This is a genomic window from Geodermatophilus sp. URMC 65, assembly GCF_053502545.1.
The window spans coordinates 1,447,650-1,468,973 of record NZ_CP199954.1 but is presented as its reverse complement, the minus strand read 5'-3'; the positions used below and the strand labels follow the sequence as shown (position 1 = coordinate 1,468,973).

The window sequence follows — 21,324 nt, the reverse complement described above, 5'->3', positions numbered from 1 at the left end:
CGGCGGGCCGGGGGACGCCGACCCGCCCACGACACGCTCACCCGGACCCGCTGCCTCGGCTGCCTACGTTCTCCTCGGGGCCGTGTGCGCGGGCCCGGGATCGACGAGGAGGCGACGCTGATGGGGACCACCCGGCACACGCTGGCGGCGGAGGGGCACCGCGGCGGGATCGACGTCCGGGTGAGCCTGCGCAGCGATGCGGGATCCGGCGAGCAGGCCTTCGACGGGGCCTGGTTCCCGCGCAGCCGCGACCTCGCGGTCGAACTGCCCGAGCTGGTGGCCGCGCTGGACAAGCGGGGTCTGCGCATCGAGCGCTTCACCTATCCGCTCGACGCCTGGTCCCCGGCACCGCGCAAGGTCGTCGTCGGCGGGCGGGTGGTCCGCACCGGCGGCTTCCGCAGCATGGACGCCGGGGTGGTCTGCCTGACCTGGGCAGGCGGTGTCCGTCGCGCCGACCTGCTCGTCGTCCCCCCGGAGACCGACGTCATCACCGGGGCCCGGGCACTGCGGCTGTGCACCCGCCGCGGCCTGCCGCGCTCGCCGCAGATGGTGCTGGCCGCCGCCCGCTCCACCCCGCTGCCGCAGGTCCCGGTGGGTTCGCCCTACACCCGGGCGGTCTGAAAGAGGACCCCCTGCCCCCCGCCACTCGCGAGCTCGCGGCGGGACCCTGCAGGGGCCGGCTGCGCCGAAAGTGAACCGGCTGGACGGCGGGGGAGCGGCTGGGCTGGGCTGACGTGTATGCGACTGCTCGTCCTCGGCGGCACCCACTTTCTCGGCCGGCACGTGGTGACGGCGGCCCTCGACCGCGGTCACCAGGTGGCGACGTTCACCCGCGGCGTCTCCGGAGCCCCACCTGCCGGCGCCCGCGCGCTGCACGGCGACCGCGACGACCCCGCCGCGCTGCCGGCCGCGCTCGACGGCTGGGCGCCCGACCTCGTCGTCGACACCTCCTGCCAGACCCGGGCGGCCGCTCGCAACGCCGCGGCCGTGCTGGGCGGCGTCCGCGGGTACGCCTTCGTCAGCAGCCTCAACGCCTACGCGAACCTGCCGCCCGGCCCGATCGGCCCCGAGGACGGCGAGCCGACCTGGCAGACCGACGACGACGAGTACGGGCCGGTCAAGGCCTTCGCCGAGCGGGAGATCGGTGCCGCGGTGCCGGGCCGGTTCCTCACCGCGCGCGCCGGGCTCATCGTCGGCCCGGACGACCGCGTGGACCGGCTGGGCTGGTGGCTGCGGCGGATCGCGCGCGGCGGCCGGGTCGTCGTCCCGGCGGAGGGGTGGGACCAGCCGATCGCCGTCGTCGACGTCCGTGATCTGGCCGGCTGGCTGGTGGCGATGGCCGAGCAGGGCGTCTCCGGCGCGGTGAACGCGACCGGGCCCGTGGGCATGGCCACCCTCGGCGGCCTGCTGGAGCTCTGCCGGGAGGTGACCGGCGGCGACGCGGAGTGGGTCCCGGTCCCGGAGGCCGACCTGCTCGCGGCCGGCGTCGAGCCGTGGCTGCACCTGCCGCTGTGGCTGCCGGCCGAGATGGCCCGTACCGCCTGGGACGTCGACACCACCCGGGCGCGCGACCTGGGGCTGCCCTGCCGACCGCTCGCGGCGACCGTCGCCGACACCTGGGCCTGGCTGCGCGGCGTGGAGGAGTTGCCGCCCCCGCCGCACGGCCTGCCCCGTCCCGGACTCCCGGAGGACCTTGAGGCCGCGCTCCTGGCCGCCCGCTGACGGGGGCGGGAACACCTCCGGCTGGCTCGAGTGGTCACACGGGGTGCACGGGTGACTCGCCGGGGTCCCGGTGTTGTCTGCACCGGCCGACTACGCGAGATCACCGAAGGATCTACGTGGTGGGTGAGCGAAAACTACGTGTCTATTTCTGATAGATACGTGCATGCTCCCTCTTCCCCTGCACCCGTATCGGCTTTACCGTTTCGCATCCCTCGATCGGGATTATCCGAGAGTCTGGGAATGAACACCGATAGTTGTCGATCTGCTCTGGTATCGAGGATCACCTCGCCATCTTGATCTAGATCCGAAATGGCTTGCCGGCCCCTCAACGCGCCTTCGGTGAGAAGCCGGAATGCAGTGTAGTAGGAGCTCCTAGTAGGCAGCCGAAATCGACCTGGACTGGGCTGCACATGGTGACATCAGTCCAGGAACCCTCACATGGAGGTGCGACATGCGAAAGACCCTGACCCTGTCCAAGGAGACCCTGCGCGTTCTCGACGACGACGACCTCGCCCGTGTTGTCGGTGGCGCCGGCGACAAGGACAAGAGCGCGAACAGCGGCAGCAACGCCAAGTGCCCTGGTAAGGCGAAGGGCCACGACAAGAAGAAGGAGGACCACGGCGGCTACTAGGTCGGACCGCGTAATTCCGGAAGCCGACCATCTCCCCTGGTGAGCCGATCCATAGTGTGATCGGCACGAGGGGAAGCAGATGGTTGCCGTCAGAAGCTGTGCTGCGACAGGCGGAGGAGCCGGGCTCCCGGTACACGACGCATCCGGGGGCCCGGCCTCCTCACGAGAGGGATGGGCTGCGAGCATGGGTTCTGCTGCTACCGGCGCCGCATTGCGCTGGCGGCCTCTCCTGTCGGGTGCGGCCCGCCGTCGGGCGCTCGGGACCGTCGACGCGCTGGCGGAGTCCATCGCCCCGCTGGCCCCCGGCGAGCGAGATCCATCGCTCGCCGGGGGCCAGGCCGGTCTAGCGGTCCTCTATGCGTGGCTGGCCAAGGCAGGCCGCAGTCCACAGGCTTCCTCTCTCGCCTGGCAGTGTCTCGACAGGGCGATCGAGGCGGTCGCGACCGACGCGATGGGCAGCTCGTTCTGGGAGGGATTCCCAGGGATCGCGTGGGCCGCGGAACTGGTCGATCGCACCCTCGACGGTGGCGTGGAGGACGGTGACGCGGCAGTCGACAACGATGCAGTCGACGACGCCCTCTCGCTGCTCCTGTCCCAGCCCCGGCAGTGGCCGGCGCCCCACGACCTCGTCTTCGGGGTCACCGGGCTCGGGGTGTACGCCCTCGAACGCTGTCCGCGTCCCTCCGCGGCCGAGTGTCTGCATCACGTCGTCGAGCGGCTCGACGAGAGCGCGCGGCGCGATGGGCACGGGATCCACTGGTGGACGCCACCGGCCGGGATACGGGAGTCCGAGGATCGGGAGGAGTACCCGTCGGGGCGCGCCGACCTGGGCATGGCGCACGGGGTCGCCGGGGCCATCGGCCTGCTCGGTGCACTGTGCGGCGTGGGGGTGGAGCGGGCGACGGTGCGTCCGCTCCTCGAGGGATCCGTCAGCTGGCTGCTGGCCCAGGCGGTGGCGACCGAGTCGGGGCCGACGTATCCCATCTGGGTGGCCCCGGATCTCGAGCCCACGCCCGCCCGCAGCGCCTGGTGCTACGGCGATCCCGGAGTGGCGGCGGCCCTGTGGATGGCGGCCCGGGGAGCGGGCAGGCCCGATTGGGCGCGTGAGGCGGTGGCGCTGGCCTGTCGCTCGGCGGAGCGGCCGGGGACCGAGGCCGGAGTCGTCGACGCCGGCTTCTGCCACGGCACCGCCGGACTGGCCCACCTGTACAACCGGCTGTACCAGGCCACGGGCGACCCGCGGCTCGGCCGTGCGGCGGTCCACTGGCTCGAGCGCACCCTCGAGTGGTGCGACCTGGCGAGGGCCGGCGGGGGCTCGTGGGTAGCACCCGACCCGGACCCGGGACAGGCACCCTGGGCCGGCATCGAACTGACCAGAGGCGTAACAGGGATCGCTCTGGTCCTCTTGGCGGCGGCCACACCCGTCGAGCCGTCCTGGGACCGGATGTTCCTGCTGTCGGCACCTGATGTCCCGGAGGTACACAGCCGATGACCGAGGGTACGAGGCCGCTTCGATTCGCTCCATCCGGGTTCTTCGTGCTGCGAACTCCGCTCCTGCCATTCGATGAGCTGGCGGCCCTGGGTGAGGGACTGGAGGCCGTCGACGCCCTCGGCGACCCGCAGGGCCTCGACCAGGCACTGGACAAGGATCGGTCGTGGTTGCGGAATCAACTCCGAACCGCGGTGACCCGCCCCGAGCTACGGGAGGCTGTCTTTCTCGCGTCGCCGAGCCTCGACGAGGCGCTCGAGGTGTGGCAGACAGAGCCGGACAGCGAACGAGGCCGCAGGCTGGAGGCCGCATTGATGGCCTACGTCAGCCGGGCTGCGGCCCGCGCGACCCCGTTCGGGCTGTTCGCCGGTTGCACGACAGGGACAATCGGCTCGCGGACCAGTCTTCGGTTGCAACCCCGGTCGCAGTATCAACGGCACAGCCGGCTCGATATGGACTACCTCTGGGCGCTGTCCGCAGCTGTCGAGCGGGACCCTCGGCTCCGCGCGGGACTTACCTACCACCCAAACTCCAGTCTCTACGAGGCAGCCGGACGGCTGCGTCTGGTCGAGGCCCGGTTCGCCGAGGCCCGCCGCTCCTATCACCTGGTCGCCTTCGACAAGAGCCCCTACCTGACCGCGACGCTGGAACGCGCTGAGGGAGGCGTGACTCTCGGGGAGCTGGCTGCTGCGCTGGCCGACGAGGAGGTCACCCGGGCCGAGGCCGAGGAGTTCCTGACCGAGCTGGTCGACAGCCAGCTCCTGGTGTCCGACGTGCGCCCCGGCGTCACAGGTGACGAGCCCGTCCACAGCCTCGTGGCGACCCTGGACGGGCACGCCGGAACGGCACCGCTGGCCGGCCGGCTCGACGAGTCGCGGCTCGCCCTGGAGAAGATCGACGCCGAGGGGCTGGGCGTCTCACCCGATCGCTACCGGGGGATCGCCGCCGGCCTCGGTGACCTCCCCGTCCGGGCCGAGCTGTCCCGCCTCGTCCAGGTCGACCTGGTCAAGCCCGGCCAGGACGCCACGCTGGGCAGCCAGGTGGTCAACGAGATCAGCCGTGGCGTGCACATCCTCCACCAGCTGGCGCCGGCTCCCTCCGACAGCCTGTCCCGATTCCGGGACGAGTTCCTCCAGCGCTACGAGACCCGGGAGGTTCCCCTGGTCGAAGCGCTGGACGAGGAGACCGGCATCGGCTTCGAGGTCTCCAGCGCGCCCCAGGCCGGCGCCTCGCCACTGCTGGCCGGGCTTCCGTTCGGTGGCAGCGGAGAGGCCGAGGACGAGCAGTGGAGCGAGCGGGACGGCCTGCTCCTCGGGAAGCTGGCCCGGGCGCTCGCCGCAGGGGCCGGCGAGATCAGCATCGAGACCTCCGACCTCGAGCGGTTGGGCTCTGATCGTCGACCCCCGCTGCCCAAGGCCTTCTCCGTCATGGCCGCCGTGGCTGCTGAGTCGGACGACGCCATCGCCCGAGGTGCGTTCCAGGTCCTGATCGACCACGTCGCGGGCCCGTCCGGTGCCGGCCTGTTGGGTCGGTTCTGCCATGCCGACCAGGAGATGCTCACGTTCGTCCGGGCTCATCTGCAGGCAGAGCAGGCGCGGAACCCCGAGCAGACGTTCGCCGAGATCGTCCACCTGCCCGAGGGCCGAATCGGCAACATCCTGTGCCGCCCGGTGCTGCGGGAGTACGAGATCCCCTACCTCGGCCGTTCGGGCGCGCCAGCCGATCGTCAGATCCCCGTCACCGATCTCCTGGTCTCGGTGCGTGGTGACCGGATCGTGCTCCGCTCCCGCCACCTCGGGCGTGAGGTGGTCCCACGGCTGACCACCGCGCACAACTACAGCTGGCGGAGCCTCGGGCTGTACCGCTTCCTGTGCCGGCTGCAGGCCCAGCAGGTGGCGGGGTACCTGGAATGGGACTGGGGCCCGCTCGGCGAGGCCCCCTTCCTCCCGCGGGTCGTCAGCGGGAGGCTGGTGCTGTCCCGCGCCCGCTGGAATGTGGCCGAGCCGGAAGTTCGGATGCTCGCCCGGGCGGGGACCGCCTCCGGCTTCACGGAGATGCAGGATTGGCGCGCCGAGCGACGGCTGCCCCGACATGTGGCCCTCGCTGATGGCGACAACGAACTGGTGGTTGACCTCGACAACGTGCTCGGCGTGGAAGCCCTGGCTCACCAGCTCCGGGGGCGGCGCGAGGCCGTCCTGGTGGAGATGCTCCCCGGCCCGGACGAGCTGTGCGCATCCGGACCCGAAGGCCGGTTCGTGCACCAGGTGATCGTTCCGTTCGTACGGACGGATGTGCCGGAACCAACGGCCGATCTCCTTCCAAGCATGACAGCGTCGGTCCGTCGTCGGTTCCCGCCCGGGTCGGAGTGGCTCTACGTCAAGCTGTACGGCGGCGCAGCTACTGCGGATCAGGTACTCACCCAGCTGATCGGGCCCGTGGTGGACTCCGCCCTCGCGTCCGGCGCCGCTGACCGCTGGTTCTTCATCCGCTACGGCGATCCCGATCGACATCTGCGGGTCCGCCTGCACGGCCAGCCCGAACGACTCCACGCCGAGGTCCTGCCCCGGCTGGAGGCAGCCGCCGCTGCCTCTGTCGACGCCGGCCAGGTCTGGCGGGTGCAGTTCGACACCTATGAGCGCGAGGTCGAGCGCTACGGCGGAGACCGGGGGATCGAGCTGGCCGAGCAGGTCTTCCATGCGGACAGTGACGCCGTGCTCGCCGTCCTGCGGTCGCTGTCGGGCGAGGAGGGGCTCGACCTCCGTTGGCGCCTGGCGCTGCCCGGTATCGACCTCCTCTTCGAGGCTCTCGGTCTCGACCTGGAGGAGAGGAGGTCCGTGGCGCGGGCGGCGCGGGAGGGGTACGGCAGGGAGTTCGGTGTCGACGGCGCGTTCCGGGGTGCGGTGGGCCGGCGGTACCGGGCGGAACGCATGAACCTGGAGGCCCTGCTCGACCTCCGCCAGGACCCTCCTGCCCGGTTGGCGCCAGGTCTCGAGGCGCTGCGCCGGCGATCGTCGCGGCTGGCTCCCGTGGGAGCGGAACTGCAGGAGCTGGCGCGTCGTGGGCATCTGCCGGTGCCGCTCACGGATCTGGCGATGAGCTACGCCCACATGCACGTCAACCGCCTGCTGCGCTCGGCGCAACGGGCCCAGGAACTGGTGCTCTACGAGCTGCTCGACCGCGCCTACAGCTCCCTGGCAGGGCGCCGGCCTGCCACCGGATGACCATGTCCACCGAGCTGTTCCGCCGAGAGGCCCTGGAGCACCACCTCCGCCCACCGGAATCGGGCGGCGTCCTCCGGGTCGGCGCGCCCTGGGTGCGGTGGCTCTACTGGCTCGTGCTGGCGATGGTGGGCGCGGGCCTGGTGGTGTCCCTCACCGTCCGTGTCGACCGGACCACCTCGGGGCCCGCGCTCGTCGACCCCCAGCAAGGGACGTTCGTCGCCGTCCTGCCGGCCGCCGCGGGCGCCGAGGTGCGCGGTGACCACCCACTGCGGCTGGAGCTGGACGGCCCCGGACAGCGGACCGTCGCGGCCTCGGTGGGGGAGGTGCGCGCCGCGGATGACGCCGCCGTGCGGCGAGCCGGCTTCGACTCGTTCCCCCGATCCGCGGTCCTCGTGACCGGGGTCCTCGAGCCTGACGCTGTGGCCCTCGACGAGGCCGGGTCCTCGCCGCGCCGAACGGGCCGGGCCGTGGTCGTCGTGGGCTCCGAGCAGGCGTTCTCCCTGCTCCTGGGCGGCTTCCACGACGTGTCCGAAGGCGGGAACGGCTAGTGCGGCGGCGCGTGCCCTGGGTCAGGCAGATGGAGGCGGCTGACTGCGGAGCCGCCTGCCTGGCCATGGTGCTCGCCTACCACGGCAGGCACGTCCCGCTCGATGAGCTGCGGGACATGACCAGCACCAACCGCGACGGCGTGGACGCGTTCGCCCTGACCCACGCAGCCCGCTGGTACGGCCTGACCGCGCGCGGGGTGGCCGCAGACGTCGACGCGTTGGACCGTCTCCCGTCCGGCTCGATCCTGCACTGGGAGTTCGACCACTTCGTCGTCCTCGAACGGGTGGCCAGGAACGGCGTGCACGTCGTCGACCCGGCGCTGGGCCGCCGGCGGCTGTCGTTCGAGTCGGTCCGGCGCGCCTACACGGGCGTCGCCGTGGTCCTCAGCGCCGGTGAGGACTTCCGGCGTGCCGCGGGCCTGCCCCTTCTGCGGCACCGCCACCGGGAGGGCCGTCCTCCTCGGGGGTGGCGCGGCCTGCGTACCGATCAGGCGAGCAGGGGGACCTGGCGCTACCTCCGACCGCTGCTCGGCCAGTCCCGGATGCTCGGTCGGGGGCTCGTGGCCTCGGTGCTCATCCGGCTCGTCGCACTGGCGCTGCCACTGCTGACCGCCCTGGTCGTCGACGAGATCGCTCCCCGGAACGACCACCACCTGCTGCTCGTGGTCGGGACCGCCCTCGGCGCCCTGATCGGCTACTACTTCCTCGCGTCGCTGTTGCGGGGCCACCTCCTCCTCCTGCTGCGCACACAGCTCGACGTCCGCCTGACCACGAGCTTCGTCGAGCACCTCGTCGACCTGCCGTACGCCTTCTTCCTCCGGCGGTCGGCCGGCGACCTGATGATGCGGCTGCAGAGCAACGCCGTCGTCCGCGAGATCCTGACCACCGGCGCCCTGTCGGCCCTGCTGGACGGCAGCCTGGCCAGCTTCTACCTGGTCCTGCTCGTGGCCCTGAGCCCTCCGCTGGCGCTGCTCGTGGCAGGGCTGGCCCTGCTCCAGGTGGCGGTGCTCGTGCTCTCCTGGCGGCGCAACCAGCACCTGATGTCCGAGAGCCTGCACGTCGAGGCCAAGGCGCAGGGCTACACCTACCAACTGCTCGCCGGCATCGAGACGCTCAAGGCCGCCGGCGCCGAGCAACGAGCGGCCGGGCACTGGGAGGGGTTGTACATCGATCAGGTGAACGTCTCGGTGGCGCAGGGCCGGCTGAACGCGACAGTCGACGCGGTCATGGGCACGCTCCGGATGGGCTCCCCGCTGGCCGTGCTGGCCTTCGGTACGGTCCAGGTCCTCGACGGTGACCTCTCACTCGGCACCATGCTGGCGGCCGCAGCCCTGGCAACCGGCTTCCTCGAACCGCTCGCCACTCTCGTCACCACCGGCCTGGACGTGCAGCTGACCCGCAGCTACATGGAACGGATCAACGACGTCCTGGACACGCCTCGGGAACAGCAGGGACGAACCGTGGCGACCGCTCCCCGCCTCACCGGGCACGTGCGCGCGGACGCGGTGTCCTTCGCCTACGGCCTGCTGGCCCCGCCGGTCGTGAGTGACGTCTCGCTCGAGGTCCGGCCCGGCCAGCGCCTGGGCATCGCCGGCCGCTCCGGGTCGGGGAAGTCCACCCTCGCCCATCTCCTCCTCGGCTTCTACCCTCCCTCCTCCGGGCGGATTCTCTTCGACGGGACGGACCTGGCCGAGCTGGAGGTGCAGTCCCTGCGCCGGCAGCTGGGCATCGTCACCCAGCGCCCCTACCTGTTCGGTTCGACCATCCGGGACAACATCGCCCTCGCCGACCCGGCCGTCTCACTCGAGGACGTCGTCGAGGCCGCCAAGCTGGCCTGCATCGACGAGGAGATCGCCGCCATGCCCATGGGGTACGACACGCTGCTCCTCGACGGCGGGGCGTCGCTGTCGGGAGGGCAGCAGCAGAGGATCGCTCTCGCGCGGGCCTTTGCCCACCGCCCGGCCATCCTCCTGCTCGACGAGGCCACCAGTGACCTGGACAGCGTCACCGAGCGGTCGGTCCTGAAGAACCTCGAGACGCTCGACTGCACGACGATCGTGATCGCGCACCGGCTGAGCACCATCCGGGACGCCGACCTCATCCTCGTGATGGACAAGGGGCAGGTCGTGGAACGGGGGACCCACGACGAACTGGTCGCGCTCTGCGGCGCGTACCAGCAGTTGGTCGACGCGCAGATGAACGTGGCGTGACCGCCGGTGGGCACCCCGGCCCGCAGGTGGGACGGCCGACGCAGAGGTCCCGGCGGGCTGGCCTTTCCCCAAGGTGCGGTGCTCCGCGCCGATCCGCGACGGCGTGGCCGGGACGACGGACCTCGAGACGGTGGTGAGGCTGAGCAGGTGACCCCGGCGGCGGCCTGCTCGTCCGCGGCGTGGAGCCGTGGCCACCGACTGGGACGGCGCGGACGATCGGGTCCTCGACACCACAGGAGCTCGACACCACAGGAGACGGCGAGAGGCCCCGCCCGGCACCAATGGGACCAGGCCCCTCGCGGCCTCTGCAGGGTCCCGCCGCGAGCAGCGGGGTCCTTGCTCAGTCGCGCGGGTCGATGGGCCGGCCCGCCGTGACATCGCGCCGCAGGTCGGCGGCATCCGCACCGTCGGCCGGCAGCTCGATCTCGTCGTGGCTGCGCGCCGCCTCGGCAGCCAGGGCGTCGGCGGACTCCAGCGCGCGGTCCTTGCGGTACTCGCGGAAGGAGTGGACCACCGCGGCGGCCCAGATCGCGTAGATGACGGCGTAGACCGCGTAGCGGACCGGGTCGGCGGCGTCGATCCAGTCGCTGCGCAGCAGCGTGCGGGTATTGGTCAGGACGATCATGCCGCCGACCAGGGAGCCGAGCATGCGCGGGGGCACGTGCCGGACGAGCCAGGCGGCCAGCGGAGCGGCCACCAGGCCGCCGGCCAGCAGCCCCAGCGCCCAGGTGGCGTCGACGCCCTGGGACCCTAGTGCGACGAGGAAGCCGAGGCTGGCGGCCACCGCGATGAGGAACTCGGAGGTGTCGATCGATCCGATGACCTTGCGCGGCTCCATTCGGCCGCTGGCCAGCAGCGCCGGGGTGCCGACCGGGCCCCAGCCGCCGCCACCGGTGGCGTCGACGAAGCCCGCGACCAGGCCCAGCGGGCCGAGGAAGCGCTTGCGGATCGGCTTGCCGAGGTGCCGGCGGTCGATGCCACGGAGGGTGAAGCGCACCAGCAGGTAGATGCCGAGCGACAGCAGGATCAGCGACATGACCGGGGCGGCGACCTCGGTCGAGAGGCTGGAGAGGACGTTCGCGCCGATGAAGGCGCCGACCGCGCCGGGGAAGCCGACCTTGGCGACGACCTTCCAGTCGACGTTGCCGAACTTCCAGTGTGCGAGGCCGGACATCAGGCTGGTGCCGATCTCGGCGAAGTGCACGGTGGCCGACGCGGCGGCGGGGTTGGTGCCGAAGGCGAGCAGCAGGGTGGTCGACGTGACGCCGTAGGCCATGCCGAGGCTGCCGTCCACGAGCTGCGCACCGAGGCCCACGAGGGCGAGCAGGACGAGGGTCTTCACGGGCTGGGTCTCCGGATCCGGGGAGGGCCGCGGGCGCGCCGGAGGGCGCAGCGCAGCGCGGGAGGCAGAGCGAGGGGTGCGCGGGAGCGCAAGAGGTCAGCAGCCCGGACAGCAGGCGGTGCAGACGCGCAGCAGGTCGACGTGGATCCGCCCCACGAGGAGCACCGTCGTCGCCGCCACGGACGCAATGTCTACCAGATCGATGGAGTAATGCCCAAAGGGCGTCCCGGCCCGTGGGACGGCGCCGCGCGTCAGGCCCGCGCGGTCGCCGCCTCGTCGCCCAGGGCCTCGACCAGGTCGGCCCGGGCCCTCGCCACCCGTGACCGGATGGTGCCCACCGGACAGCCGGCGACCTCCGCGGCCTCCGCGTAGGGCAGCCCGAGGAGCTGGGTGAGCACGAAGGCCTCGCGGCGGTCGGGGTCCAGCCGGGCCAGAAGGTCGGCGACCGCGGCCCCCTCACCGACCCGGTCGGCGTCGTCCCCGCTGCCCAGGGCCTCGAGTTCGGCGTCCTCCCGCACGAGGGTGAGCCGGCGGCGCCGCCGGGACCGGACGGCGTCGGCGCACACCCGCCGGGCGATCGACAGCAGCCAGGTGCGCAGCGACGAGCGCCCCTCGAAGCGGTGCAGGGACCCGAAGGCGCGCAGGTAGGTCTCCTGGGTCAGGTCGTCGGCGGACTGCCGGTCACCGAGGGCCGCGCACAGCCGCCAGACGTCGGACTGGGTGGCGCGCACCAGGGCCGCGGCGGCGAGGGGGTCGCCGTCGACGGCGGCAGCGGTCAGCCGCTCCAGGTCCTCCACGCGTCCCATCCTCCCCGGTGGACCGTCTCCACAGCGTCACCCGGAATGAGGGGGAACCAACCGGCCTCGGAGGACGACCAACCCATCATGCAGTGCACCCCGTACCGCGAGGCGGTCTCCGCGCGGCTCGACGGCGAGTCGCCCGGCCTGCCCGCCGGCGAGCTCGACGCGCACCTCGACGCGTGTCCCGGCTGCTCGGCGTGGGCGCGACAGGCCGAGCTGGTCACCCGCCGTGCCCGGCTGGCCCCCGCCCCGGACGTGCCCGATCTCACGGCGACGGTGCTGGCCGCACTGCCCCGCGAGCTGCCCGGCGCGGCCGCGGCCGCCCGTGCCCGGCTGGCCGCCGCCGCGCTGCGCCTGGCCCTGCTGGCAGTCGGCGTCGCGCAGGCCGCGTTCGCCTGGCCCTCCCTCGCAACCGGCACCGCGGCCATGAGCGCACCGGTGCACATGGCCCACGAGACCGGCGCCTGGAACCTGGGCACCGCCGCGGCCTTCCTCGCCGTGGCCGCCGCCCCCCGGCTCGCCGCCGGCGCGCTGCCGTTCCTCGGCACCTTCGCCGCGCTCCTCGCCGTCCTCACCGTCGCCGACCTGCGCGCCGGGCACGTGCACGCCGAGCGCGCGGTCACCCACCTGCTGCTGCTCGCCGGCGTGGCGCTGGTCGGCACCGTGGCCTGGCGGGGACGCCGGCACCGGGAGCTGCCCGCCGTCGGCCGGGAGCGGGTGCCGGCGTGAGGCGCCGCGCGCCCGGGGCGCTGCTGATCCTGCTGGCCCTGCTCGGGCTGTGGTCGGGAGCGGGGGTGGCGACCGCGCCGCCGGCCGCCGCGCACGCCGAGCTGGTGTCGACCGACCCGGCCGAGGGCGCCCGGCTGCCCGACGCCCCGGACCGGGTCACGCTGACCTTCACCGAGGGCGTCTCCCTCGGGGCCGGCTACGCCCGGGTGCTCGACGCCTCGGGTGAGCGGGTCGACGCCGGGGACGCCACGGTCGAGGGCGACACGGTCGTCGTCCCGCTGCGGGCGGACCTGCCCGACGACGGCTACCTCGTCACCTACCGGGTGGTCTCGGCCGACTCCCACCCCATCTCCGGGGCCTTCTCCTTCGCCGTCGGCGACGGCGAGCTGGTGGCCGCGGGCGCCACCGCGGGCGCGGGCGACACCGACCCGGTCGTGCGCGCGGCGCTGCCGGCGGCCCGCTGGCTGGGTTTCGCCGGCCTGTCGCTGGCGATCGGCGTGCCCGTGCTGCTGCTCACCGCGTGGCCGGCCGGCTGGGGGTCGCCGCGGCTGCGCCGGATGACCACCAGCGGGCTGCTCGCCGTCGCCGCGGGTGCCGCGCTGTCCTTCCTCCTGCAGGGCCCCTACGCCGCCGGGAGCGGGCTGTCCTCGATCGCCGACCCGGCGCTGCTGCAGGCCACCGCCGCCTCGAGCAACGGTGCGGCGCACCTGGTGCGGATCGTGCTGGTGGCCGCGCTGGCGGTCGTGCTGCGCACGGTGTGGCGGCGGGGGAGCCCCTCCCTGCTCGACGTCCTCGCCGGAGGCGTGCTCGCGGCCGCCCTCGTCGGCACGGTCGCCGCCGTCGGTCATCCGGTCGCCGGGCCGCTGCCGGGCCTGGCGGTCGCCGCGGCGGCGGTGCACGTCGCGGCGATGGCCGTCTGGCTGGGCGGGCTGGCCGGGCTGCTGGGCGGCGTGCTGCGCGAGGACGCCCCGGCGGCCGACGTCGCCCGGGCGCTGCCGCCGTTCTCCCGGCTCGCCGCGGGCTCGGTCACCGCGCTGGTGGTCACCGGCGTCGTCCAGTCGGTCCGCGAGGTCGGCTCGCCCGCCGCCCTCGTGACGACGACCTACGGCTGGGTGCTGCTGGCCAAGCTCGCCCTGGTCCTGCTGCTGCTCGCCGCGGCCGGCGTCTCCCGGGTGTGGGTCCAGCAGCACCTCGGTGTCCGTCGGACCCGCCCCACGCCGCGCCGCCGGGTCACCGCGCACGCCTTCTCCGCGTCGTCCGACGAGCCCGAGCCCGACCCGGTCGTCGCCTCGGCCGCCGGCGCACGCGCCGAGGCGCAGGCCACCGCGGCCGCCGCCGAGCGGCCCGCGCTGCGCCGCTCGGTGCTCGTCGAGCTCGCCGTCGGCCTCGTCGTCCTGGCGCTGTCGGCCGTGCTCGTCGGCACGCCCCCGGCGCGCGCGGAGGTCGCCCAGCCGGTGGACGTGACGCTGCCGGTGCAGACCGCAGCAGGGCAGGACGGCAGCGTGCAGGTGTCGGTCGATCCCGCCGCCGCCGGGGCGAACACGCTGCACCTGTACCTGCTCGACGTGCGCGGGCAGCTGACCCAGCCCGTCGACATCCGGGTGTCCCTCACCGAGGAGGCCCAGGAGATCGGCCCGATCGACGTCGCCCTCGAGCCCGCCGGGCCCGGGCACTACGTCGGCGACGGCATGGCGATCCCCGGCGCCGGCACCTGGACCCTCGCCGTCACCGTCCGGCTCGACGAGTTCACCGCCGGCACCGCCACCACCACCTTCCCGGTGCGCTGACCCCTCAGCCCCCGCTCCACGCCCGTCCTGACAGGAGAACCGTGTCCTCATCCCTGCTCCGACCGCTCGGCCGGCTCGGCGTCGTCGTGCTGGCCCTGCTGACGGCGCTGGCCGCCGCCCTCGCCGGAGCGGGCGCCGCCTCCGCGCACGTCGGCGTCTCCTCGACCGACGCCGCCGCCGGCGGCTTCGGCAAGCTGACCTTCCGGGTGCCGAACGAGAGCGACACCGCCAGCACCGTCGCGCTGCGCATCGCGATCCCGGAGGAGTCCGCGATGGCCTCCCTGCGCGCACAGCCGGTGCCCGGCTGGACGGTGAGCACGACGACGTCGGACCTGGCCACGCCGCTGGAGAGCCACGGCGAGCAGGTGACCAGCTACGTGTCGGTCGTGGAGTTCCGCGCGCTGGACGGCGGCATCCGGCCCGGCGAGTTCCAGGAGTTCGCCCTCTCCGGCGGGCCGTTCCCCGAGGCCGACCAGCTGTCCTTCCCCACGGTGCAGACCTACGGCGACGGCACCGAGTCGGCGTGGATCGAGCCGACCGTCGAGGGCCGGGCCGAGCCGGAGCACCCCGCCCCGGTGCTCCTGCTGGCCGAGGTCACGACCGGCACCGCCGCCACCGCCGCCGTCGGCACCACGCACGACGCGACCGGGACGGCCACCGACACCGCGGCGGAAAGCACCGGCCACGGCGACACCAGCCCGGGCGCGCTCGCCCTTTTCCTGTCGATCGTGGCGCTGTTCACCGGTGTGGCCGGCGTCGTCCTGGGATGGCGCGCAGGCCGTCGTACCGTGTCCTCGTGAGCTCCTCCCGCAGCCGGCTGGCCGTCCTGACCGTCTCGGCCGGGCTCCTGCTGGCCGGCTGCGGAGGCGCGGCCGCCGAGGGGACCCCGTCCGCCGAGGGCCACGACCACTCCGATGGCGCCCCTGCGGTGGTCGAGGGCCCCGAGGACCGCTACGCCGGGCTGGACCTGCCCGACCCCTACCAGCGGCCCTCCTTCACCCTCACCGGCCCGGACGGGCAGCCCTACGACTTCGGCACGGAGACCGCCGGAGCGCCGACGCTGCTGTTCTTCGGCTACACCAACTGCCCCGACATCTGCCCGACGACGATGGCCGACGTCGCCGTCGCGCTGCGCGGGGTCGACCCGGCGCTGGCCGAGCAGGTGCAGGTGGTCTTCGTCACCACCGATCCCGCGTTCGACACCCCCGAGGTGCTCGCCGAGTACCTGGGCCGCTTCGACGCCGACCTGCCGACCCGCTTCGTCGGGCTGACCGGCGACCAGGCCGCCATCGACCGCGCGCAGCTGGCCGCGGGGGTGCCGCTGGCCGAGGACACCGGCCGGCTGCACTCCTCGCTGCTGCTGCTCTACGGCGCCGACGACCTCGCCCACGTCGCCTTCGACGCGGGCAACACCAGCCGCGACATCGCCGGCGACCTCGGCCTGGTGGCCGGGGCGTGAGTCGGGCGGCGGCCCGCCTGCTGGTCGTCGTCCTCGGTGCCCTGGCCGGGCTGCTGGTCGCCGGGCCCGCGCAGGCGCACGTCGGTGGCGGGGCGGCGGGCAGCGACTTCGACGGGCGGGTCCTGGCGGTCGACCCCGCGCTGCCCGGCGTGGCGGTGCGGGTGCTCTCCTTCGGTGACGAGTTCGAGGTGGTCAACCCGACCGCGACCGAGGTCGAGGTGCCCGGCTACTCCGACGAGCCGTACCTGCGCATCGGTCCCGACGGCGTGTGGCGCAACGCGAACAGCCCGGCCACCTACATCAACCTCGACCGGTTCGGCCGGGTGACCCTCCCCGCGCACGCCGATCCCGCCGCCGAGCCGGACTGGGTGCAGGTGTCGACCGAGCCGAGCTACGTCTGGCACGACCACCGCACGCACTGGATGAGCGAGGACCTGCTGCCGCCCCCGGTGGCCACCGACCCGACCCGCGAGCACGTGGTGTCGTCGTGGGTGGTGCCGATGACCTACGGCGGCACGCCGGTGCAGGTGCGCGGCGAGCTGACCTGGAGCCCGCCGCCGCCGGCCTGGGTGGTGTGGCCGGTCTACACCGTCCTGGCACTGGCCCCGGTCGCCGCGGCGCTGGTCGGTCGGGGCCCCCGCCCGCTGGGGCTGCTGCTGGGACTCGGAGGAGCCGCTGCGGTGTACCACGCGGCGACCACGCCGGAGCCCGCGGCGAGCATCTCCTCGCACGCCGGCGCGCTGGTGTCGGCGCTGCTGCCCGGACTGCTGGCACTCGCCGTGGCCGTCGGTGGCTTCGTCGCCGCCGTCCGGGGCCGCGGTGGGCTGACCGCGCTGCTGGCCGTCGTCCTGGGCTGGCTGCTGCTGGTGCAGGGGCTGCCCGACGTCGACGTGCTGTGGACGGCCAACGTGCTGCCCGAGGGGCCGGTGCTGCTGACCCGCGCGGCGGTGGCGGTGCTGGTGGCCCTGGGCGCCGGCTGCGTGGTCGGCGGCCTGGTCGGCACCCGCCGGTTCCGCGAGAGCCGCCGCCCGGCCGACGGGTCCCTGCTCGGAGGCTGAGACCCGGCGACCGGGCCGGTGCTCACGCCGGGGCGTCGGTCACCGGCTGCAGGTGGCTGCGCTCGGTGAACAGCGCGTTGGCGCGCTCGAGGTCGGCCTCGAAGTCCACCTCGACGGCGGCGTGCTGGGAGATGTCGAGCGGCCGGACGCGCAGCCCGGCGGCGGCGATCGCGGTCTCGATGCCGCGCTCGAAGTAGTCCTGCTCGGCGCAGGTCGCGAGGTGCTCGATGAGCACCGGCTTGTCGGCGGAGCAGACGTGGTTGATGCCGACCGCCTCGCCGAGGCCGCCGACGACGGTCTTGGACAGCTCGTCGATCCAGCCCTCGGCGTCGACGGTGTACTTGACCTCCTCGTCGGCGACGGTGGAGGTGTCGACGCAGACGAAGCTCTCGTCGGCCCGCAGCGCCGGCAGGGCGGTCTCGATCACCGCCGGGTCGAAGACGACGTCGCCGTTGAGCCACAGCACGCCGCCGTCGCGGGTGTTCCGCAGGGCGCGCAGCAGGCTCTGCGAGGTGTTGGTGACCCGGTAGTCGGGGTTGTAGGCGAAGCGCACGTCGGGGACCGCCCGCATGACGCGCTCGGCCTCGAACCCGACGACCACGGTGATGTCGACCGAGGGGCCGAGCACCGAGCGAAGCCCGTCGAGCTGGCGCTGCAGGATGCTGCGCCCGTCGTGCAGCGGGGTCAGCGGCTTGGGCCAGGGCCGGCCCAGCCGGGTGCCCATCCCGGCGGCGAGGATGACGACCTGGACGGGTACGTCCAGGCCCGGGGCGGCAGGCGCCGGCCCGTTCAGTTCGGCGGTGGTGGCGCGGTCAGCGAGCACGGTCGTCCCCTCCTCGGGTGGTGGTCCCGGCGGCCGGTGCCGGCGGGAAGAGCAGGTCGAGGACGCGCTCGGTGGCGTGCCCGTCCTCCAGGTGGCAGAAGGTCTGCCGGAACTCGGCGTAGCGGGTGGCGTAGCGCTCGCGCACCCCGTCGAGGTCGGCGATGGCGTCGATCAGCTCCGTGCTGGTGGACAGCATCGGCCCGGGGGCGACGTCCTCCAGGTCGAAGTAGAACCCGCGCAGCTCGTCGCGGAAGTAGGCCAGGTCGTAGGTGAAGAACAGCATCGGCCGGCCGGTGATGGCGAAGTCGAACATCGTCGACGAGTAGTCGGTGACCATGGCGTCGGCGGCCAGGTACAGGTCCCGGATGTCGGGGTGGCTGCAGACGTCGTGCACCGGCGAGCCGTCGACGACCTCGAGCCGGTCGATGACCATGTTGTGCAGCCGGAGCAGCAGCACGTGGTCCTTCCCGAGCCGGGCGGTGAACTCGTCGAGGTCGACGGGGAACTCGAAGTCCTGCGGACCGGTCTTCTTGAACACCAGGTCGTCGCGCCATGTGGGCGTGTACAGGACGACGGTCTGGTCCTCGCCGATGCCGAGGTCGGCGCGGACGGCGGCCCGGACGGCGTCCCGCTGGGGGCTGCTGAGCAGGTCGTTGCGCGGGTAGCCGGTCTCGTGGATCTCCCCGCGGTAGCCGAAGGCGTTGCGCAGCCGCGGGGTGCTCGCCGCGTTCGGCGACAGCAGTAGGTCCCACCTGGCGATGTCGTGCTCCAGGTAGGCCAGCCGGCCCTCGGGCGCCCACCGCACGTCGTTGTGGATGCGCTTGAGCGGCGTGCCGTGCCAGGTCTGCAGGTAGCGGGCGCCGGCCTTCTTCTCCCAGTCCAGCGGGATGTGGTCGTTGCTGATCACCAGGTCCGCACCCTGCAGCGCCGCGATCGACTCCGGGCTGCCGAAGGGGACCGTGGCGACGTCGGCGGGTAAGGTCGCCTGGGTGTGCGGGGCCGAGAGCCACGTGTGGGTCGCCTCGACGCCGCGCTCGTACAGCCCCTCGTACAGCGCGCGGGGGCTGTCGGAGAAGTGGCCGCGGAAGGCCACGTAGACGATGTTCACCCATCTCCTCCCGTCGGGATCAGGTCATCGGTGGCCCGGCGGCTGAGCACCGGGAGCAGCAGGTCGGCCAGCTGCCGCCAGGAGTCGACCACGGTGAGCACGCCCGCGTCGAACAGCGCCGCTGCGCGCGCTGCCCGCTCGGCGTCCGGGACGAACAGCAGGTTGCCGACGGTGGGGCAGCCGGCCCGCACGGCCGACAGGGCGCCGGGGACGGAGTCCTCCACGGCCAGCCCGGCCTCCGGCGCGACGTCCAGCTGCTCGCAGGCGTGCAGGTAGACGGCCGGGTCGGGCTTGCTGGTGGGCACCGGCAGCGAGTCCTCGGCGCTGAAGCGCACGGCCGGCGGGATGAGCTCGTCGAGCCCGGTGGCGGTGAAGCATGCGGCCAGCCGGGTCAGCGCGCTGGAGCTGACCGCGGCGAGCCGCAGGTACGCCGACAGCGCCGTGAGGGCGTCGCTGGTCTGCGGGTGCGGGGTCAGCGTGGCGCCGAGGTGGGCGGTGACCGCCCGCTTCTCCTCGGCGACCCACGGCTCGACGTCGACCTCGGGGTGCCCGGCCTCGGCGGCCAGCCGGCGCGACGTCGTCCGGAAGTTCATGCCCGTGGTGGCCAGCCGCAGCTCCTCGGGGGAGAACCGGCGGTCGACGCCGAGGTCGGCGAGGAGGCGGTTGGTCACGTCGGCGGAGGCGACGAACGCCGGCTCCTCGGAGGGGAAGAGGTTGCCGTCGGCGTCGCAGAGGAGGGCCTCGAGCCGCGCGACGAGCGGCTCGGGGAGGGCGGGCATCGGGGCGGTACCTCCGGGTGGGGCGGCGGTCATCGGGGGAGGGGGCGGGCCGAGGCGGCCAGGGTGGCGGCGACCGCGGCGCGGGCGCCGAGCCGGTCGAGCCGGTCGAGCGCACCGCTCAGGTCGGCGACGAACGCCGGGTCGTCGCCGAGGTCGCCGAAGACCGGGCGGACGGCGAGCAGCGGGCGCGGGTCGCCGCGGCCCTCCAGCGCCAGGGCCTGCAGCTCAGCGGCACGCGGGTCCTCCAGCGGCAGCGGGCGGCCGGCGTCGTCGGTGCCGCGCAGGTACCGGCACCAGCCGGCCACGGCCAGGGTGAGCAGCGGTGCGGACCGGCCCCCGACCAGCGCCTGGCGCAGCGAGGGCAGCAGGTGCTGCGGCAGCTTGGCCGAGCCGCGTCGGCACAGCCGGGACAGCCGGTCGGCGATCGCCGGGTTGGCGAAGCGCTGCAGCAGCGTGTCCTTGTAGGCGGCGAGGTCGACGCCGTCGGGCTCCGGCAGCAGCGGGGTGACCTCGTCGTCCATGAGCCGGGCGACGTACGCGGTGAAGACCGGGTCGCACATCAGCTCGTCCATGCGGGCGTACCCGGCCAGCGAGCCCAGGTGGCCCAGCGCCGAGTGGCTCGCGTTGAGCAGCCGGGTCTTCATCAGCTCGTAGTCGCCGACGTCCGCGACGAAGCGGACCCCGACCTCGTCCAGCGGTGGGCGACCGGAGCTGAAGACGTCCTCCACGAACCACTGGGAGAACGGCTCGGTGACGACCGGCCAGCGGTCGTCGACGCCGTAGCGGGCGGCGAGGGCGGTGCGCTCCTCGGGCGGCGTCTGCGGGGTGATCCGGTCGACCATGCTGCTGGGGAAGGCGACCCGGTCGGCGATCCAGCGGGCGAGCACCTCGTCGCGCAGCCGGGCCAGGCCGACGACGGAGGCGCGGGTGGCCTCGCCGTTGCGGTGCAGGTTGTCGCAGGAGACGACGGTGAACGGCGCCAGGCCCGCCCGCCGACGCCGGTCGAGGGCCTCGACCAGGTAGCCGAAGACGGTGGCCGGCGCGGACGGCTGCGCCAGGTCGCGGGCCACGTCGGGGTCGTCGGCGTGGAAGGCGCGGGTCTGCGGGTCGAGGGGGTAGCCGCCCGGGGTGATGGTGAGCGTGACCAGGCGGGTGCGGCGGTCGCTGAGCCGGTCGAGGACGGCGGTGGGGTCGTCGGGGGCGTAGAGGTAGTCGACCATCACGCCGACGACGCGGGCGCGCTCGCCGTCCGGGCTGCGCTCGACGACGGTGTAGAGGTGGTCCTGCGGGGCCAGGGCCTCCTGCAGGTGCCGCTGCCGCAGGCCGACGCCGACGACGCCCCACTCGGTGGAGATGCGCCGCTCGGCGAGCTCGTCGAAGTAGATGAGCTGGTGGGCCCGGGAGAAGCCGCCCACGCTCAGGTGGACGACGGCCGGGGTGAGCGCGCCGCGGTCGTACGTGGGGACGGCGACGCGGGAGTCGTGGCTGTGCAGCATCGCCTGGCTCAGCGGGCGGGCCCGCGGCGCCTCCGGCCGGGGGGTCGTCGGGAGGAGCGTGGCCGCGGCCTGGCTGTGGGTCGGCGCCTGGGGGCCCGTCATGGGCTCTGTCGTGGTCATGC

The 21,324-nt window shown here is 73.7% G+C and carries 18 protein-coding genes; 12 read left to right on the top strand and 6 right to left on the bottom strand.

Annotation, left to right across the window (positions count from 1 at the left end):
• The first annotated feature begins 120 nt into the window (after positions 1–120).
• The 7 genes from ACWIX7_RS07065 to ACWIX7_RS07035 all read left to right on the top strand — a co-directional run bounded on the left by ACWIX7_RS07065 (position 121) and on the right by ACWIX7_RS07035 (position 9,821).
• Positions 121–621, top strand: coding sequence for a DUF5994 family protein (locus tag ACWIX7_RS07065; RefSeq protein WP_448620845.1), 501 nt, complete (start codon positions 121–123; stop codon positions 619–621).
• A gap of 117 nt (positions 622–738) precedes the next feature.
• Positions 739–1,722, top strand: a complete 984-nt coding sequence (locus ACWIX7_RS07060; protein WP_448620844.1) for an NAD-dependent epimerase/dehydratase family protein — start codon at positions 739–741, stop codon at positions 1,720–1,722.
• 451 nt (positions 1,723–2,173) lie between these two features.
• Entirely contained in the window at positions 2,174–2,353 is a 180-nt protein-coding gene (locus ACWIX7_RS07055) for a hypothetical protein (protein ID WP_448620843.1), read from the top strand.
• 184 nt (positions 2,354–2,537) lie between these two features.
• The gene (locus ACWIX7_RS07050; RefSeq protein WP_448620842.1) at positions 2,538–3,845 is read left to right on the top strand and encodes a lanthionine synthetase C family protein; all 1,308 of its coding nucleotides are present in this window, start codon (positions 2,538–2,540) and stop codon (positions 3,843–3,845) included.
• Positions 3,842–7,063 (top strand): lantibiotic dehydratase, encoded by a 3,222-nt coding sequence (locus tag ACWIX7_RS07045; protein ID WP_448620841.1) that lies wholly within the window; start codon positions 3,842–3,844, stop codon positions 7,061–7,063. Before ACWIX7_RS07050 ends, ACWIX7_RS07045 begins: the two co-directional genes overlap by 4 nt.
• A complete protein-coding gene (locus ACWIX7_RS07040) occupies positions 7,060–7,611 on the top strand; it encodes a hypothetical protein (RefSeq protein ID WP_448620840.1) in 552 nt (183 codons plus the stop codon). The genes ACWIX7_RS07045 and ACWIX7_RS07040 overlap by 4 nt, the downstream gene beginning before the upstream one ends.
• On the top strand, positions 7,611–9,821 hold the full coding sequence (locus ACWIX7_RS07035; RefSeq protein WP_448620839.1) for a peptidase domain-containing ABC transporter: 2,211 nt from the start codon (positions 7,611–7,613) through the stop codon (positions 9,819–9,821). The genes ACWIX7_RS07040 and ACWIX7_RS07035 overlap by 1 nt, the downstream gene beginning before the upstream one ends.
• 340 nt (positions 9,822–10,161) lie before the next feature.
• On the opposite strand, the gene ACWIX7_RS07030 is transcribed toward ACWIX7_RS07035, so the two are convergent.
• Together ACWIX7_RS07030 and ACWIX7_RS07025 are read right to left on the bottom strand one after the other, a co-directional pair.
• The gene (locus ACWIX7_RS07030; RefSeq protein ID WP_448620838.1) at positions 10,162–11,163 is read right to left on the bottom strand and encodes a sulfite exporter TauE/SafE family protein; all 1,002 of its coding nucleotides are present in this window, start codon (positions 11,161–11,163) and stop codon (positions 10,162–10,164) included.
• Positions 11,164–11,414: 251 nt separating this feature from the next.
• Positions 11,415–11,969, bottom strand: coding sequence for a sigma-70 family RNA polymerase sigma factor (locus ACWIX7_RS07025; RefSeq protein ID WP_448620837.1), 555 nt, complete (start codon positions 11,967–11,969; stop codon positions 11,415–11,417).
• Between the two features lie 78 nt (positions 11,970–12,047).
• On the opposite strand from ACWIX7_RS07025, the gene ACWIX7_RS07020 reads away from it, so the two are divergent.
• From ACWIX7_RS07020 to ACWIX7_RS07000, 5 genes are read left to right on the top strand one after another with little or no spacing between them, the layout of a single operon-like run.
• Entirely contained in the window at positions 12,048–12,692 is a 645-nt protein-coding gene (locus tag ACWIX7_RS07020) for a zf-HC2 domain-containing protein (protein ID WP_448620836.1), read from the top strand.
• Positions 12,689–14,479 carry a copper resistance CopC/CopD family protein gene (locus ACWIX7_RS07015; protein ID WP_448620835.1) on the top strand — a complete coding sequence of 597 codons (1,791 nt, stop codon included), beginning with the start codon at positions 12,689–12,691 and terminating at the stop codon, positions 14,477–14,479. The genes ACWIX7_RS07020 and ACWIX7_RS07015 overlap by 4 nt, the downstream gene beginning before the upstream one ends.
• A gap of 41 nt (positions 14,480–14,520) precedes the next feature.
• Complete coding sequence (locus tag ACWIX7_RS07010; RefSeq protein WP_448620834.1) at positions 14,521–15,279, top strand: YcnI family protein; 759 nt, start codon at positions 14,521–14,523, stop codon at positions 15,277–15,279.
• On the top strand, positions 15,276–15,938 hold the full coding sequence (locus ACWIX7_RS07005; protein ID WP_448620833.1) for an SCO family protein: 663 nt from the start codon (positions 15,276–15,278) through the stop codon (positions 15,936–15,938). The genes ACWIX7_RS07010 and ACWIX7_RS07005 overlap by 4 nt, the downstream gene beginning before the upstream one ends.
• A complete protein-coding gene (locus tag ACWIX7_RS07000; protein ID WP_448620832.1) occupies positions 15,935–16,996 on the top strand; it encodes a hypothetical protein in 1,062 nt (353 codons plus the stop codon). Before ACWIX7_RS07005 ends, ACWIX7_RS07000 begins: the two co-directional genes overlap by 4 nt.
• 22 nt (positions 16,997–17,018) lie before the next feature.
• Here ACWIX7_RS07000 and ACWIX7_RS06995 read toward each other — a convergent pair whose 3' ends face one another.
• Genes ACWIX7_RS06995 through ACWIX7_RS06980 form a run of 4 tightly spaced genes read right to left on the bottom strand, consistent with a single transcriptional unit; the run spans position 17,019 to position 21,322 of the window.
• The gene (locus ACWIX7_RS06995) at positions 17,019–17,819 is read right to left on the bottom strand and encodes a phosphocholine cytidylyltransferase family protein (protein WP_448620831.1); all 801 of its coding nucleotides are present in this window, start codon (positions 17,817–17,819) and stop codon (positions 17,019–17,021) included.
• Positions 17,809–18,927, bottom strand: a complete 1,119-nt coding sequence (locus ACWIX7_RS06990; protein WP_448620830.1) for a CDP-glycerol glycerophosphotransferase family protein — start codon at positions 18,925–18,927, stop codon at positions 17,809–17,811. Before ACWIX7_RS06990 ends, ACWIX7_RS06995 begins: the two co-directional genes overlap by 11 nt.
• Positions 18,924–19,706, bottom strand: coding sequence for an HAD family hydrolase (locus ACWIX7_RS06985; protein ID WP_448620829.1), 783 nt, complete (start codon positions 19,704–19,706; stop codon positions 18,924–18,926). Before ACWIX7_RS06985 ends, ACWIX7_RS06990 begins: the two co-directional genes overlap by 4 nt.
• Positions 19,707–19,735: 29 nt before the next feature.
• Positions 19,736–21,322: a mannitol dehydrogenase family protein gene (locus ACWIX7_RS06980; protein WP_448620828.1), complete on the bottom strand. Its 1,587-nt coding sequence runs from the start codon at positions 21,320–21,322 to the stop codon at positions 19,736–19,738.
• Positions 21,323–21,324 lie beyond the last annotated feature (2 nt).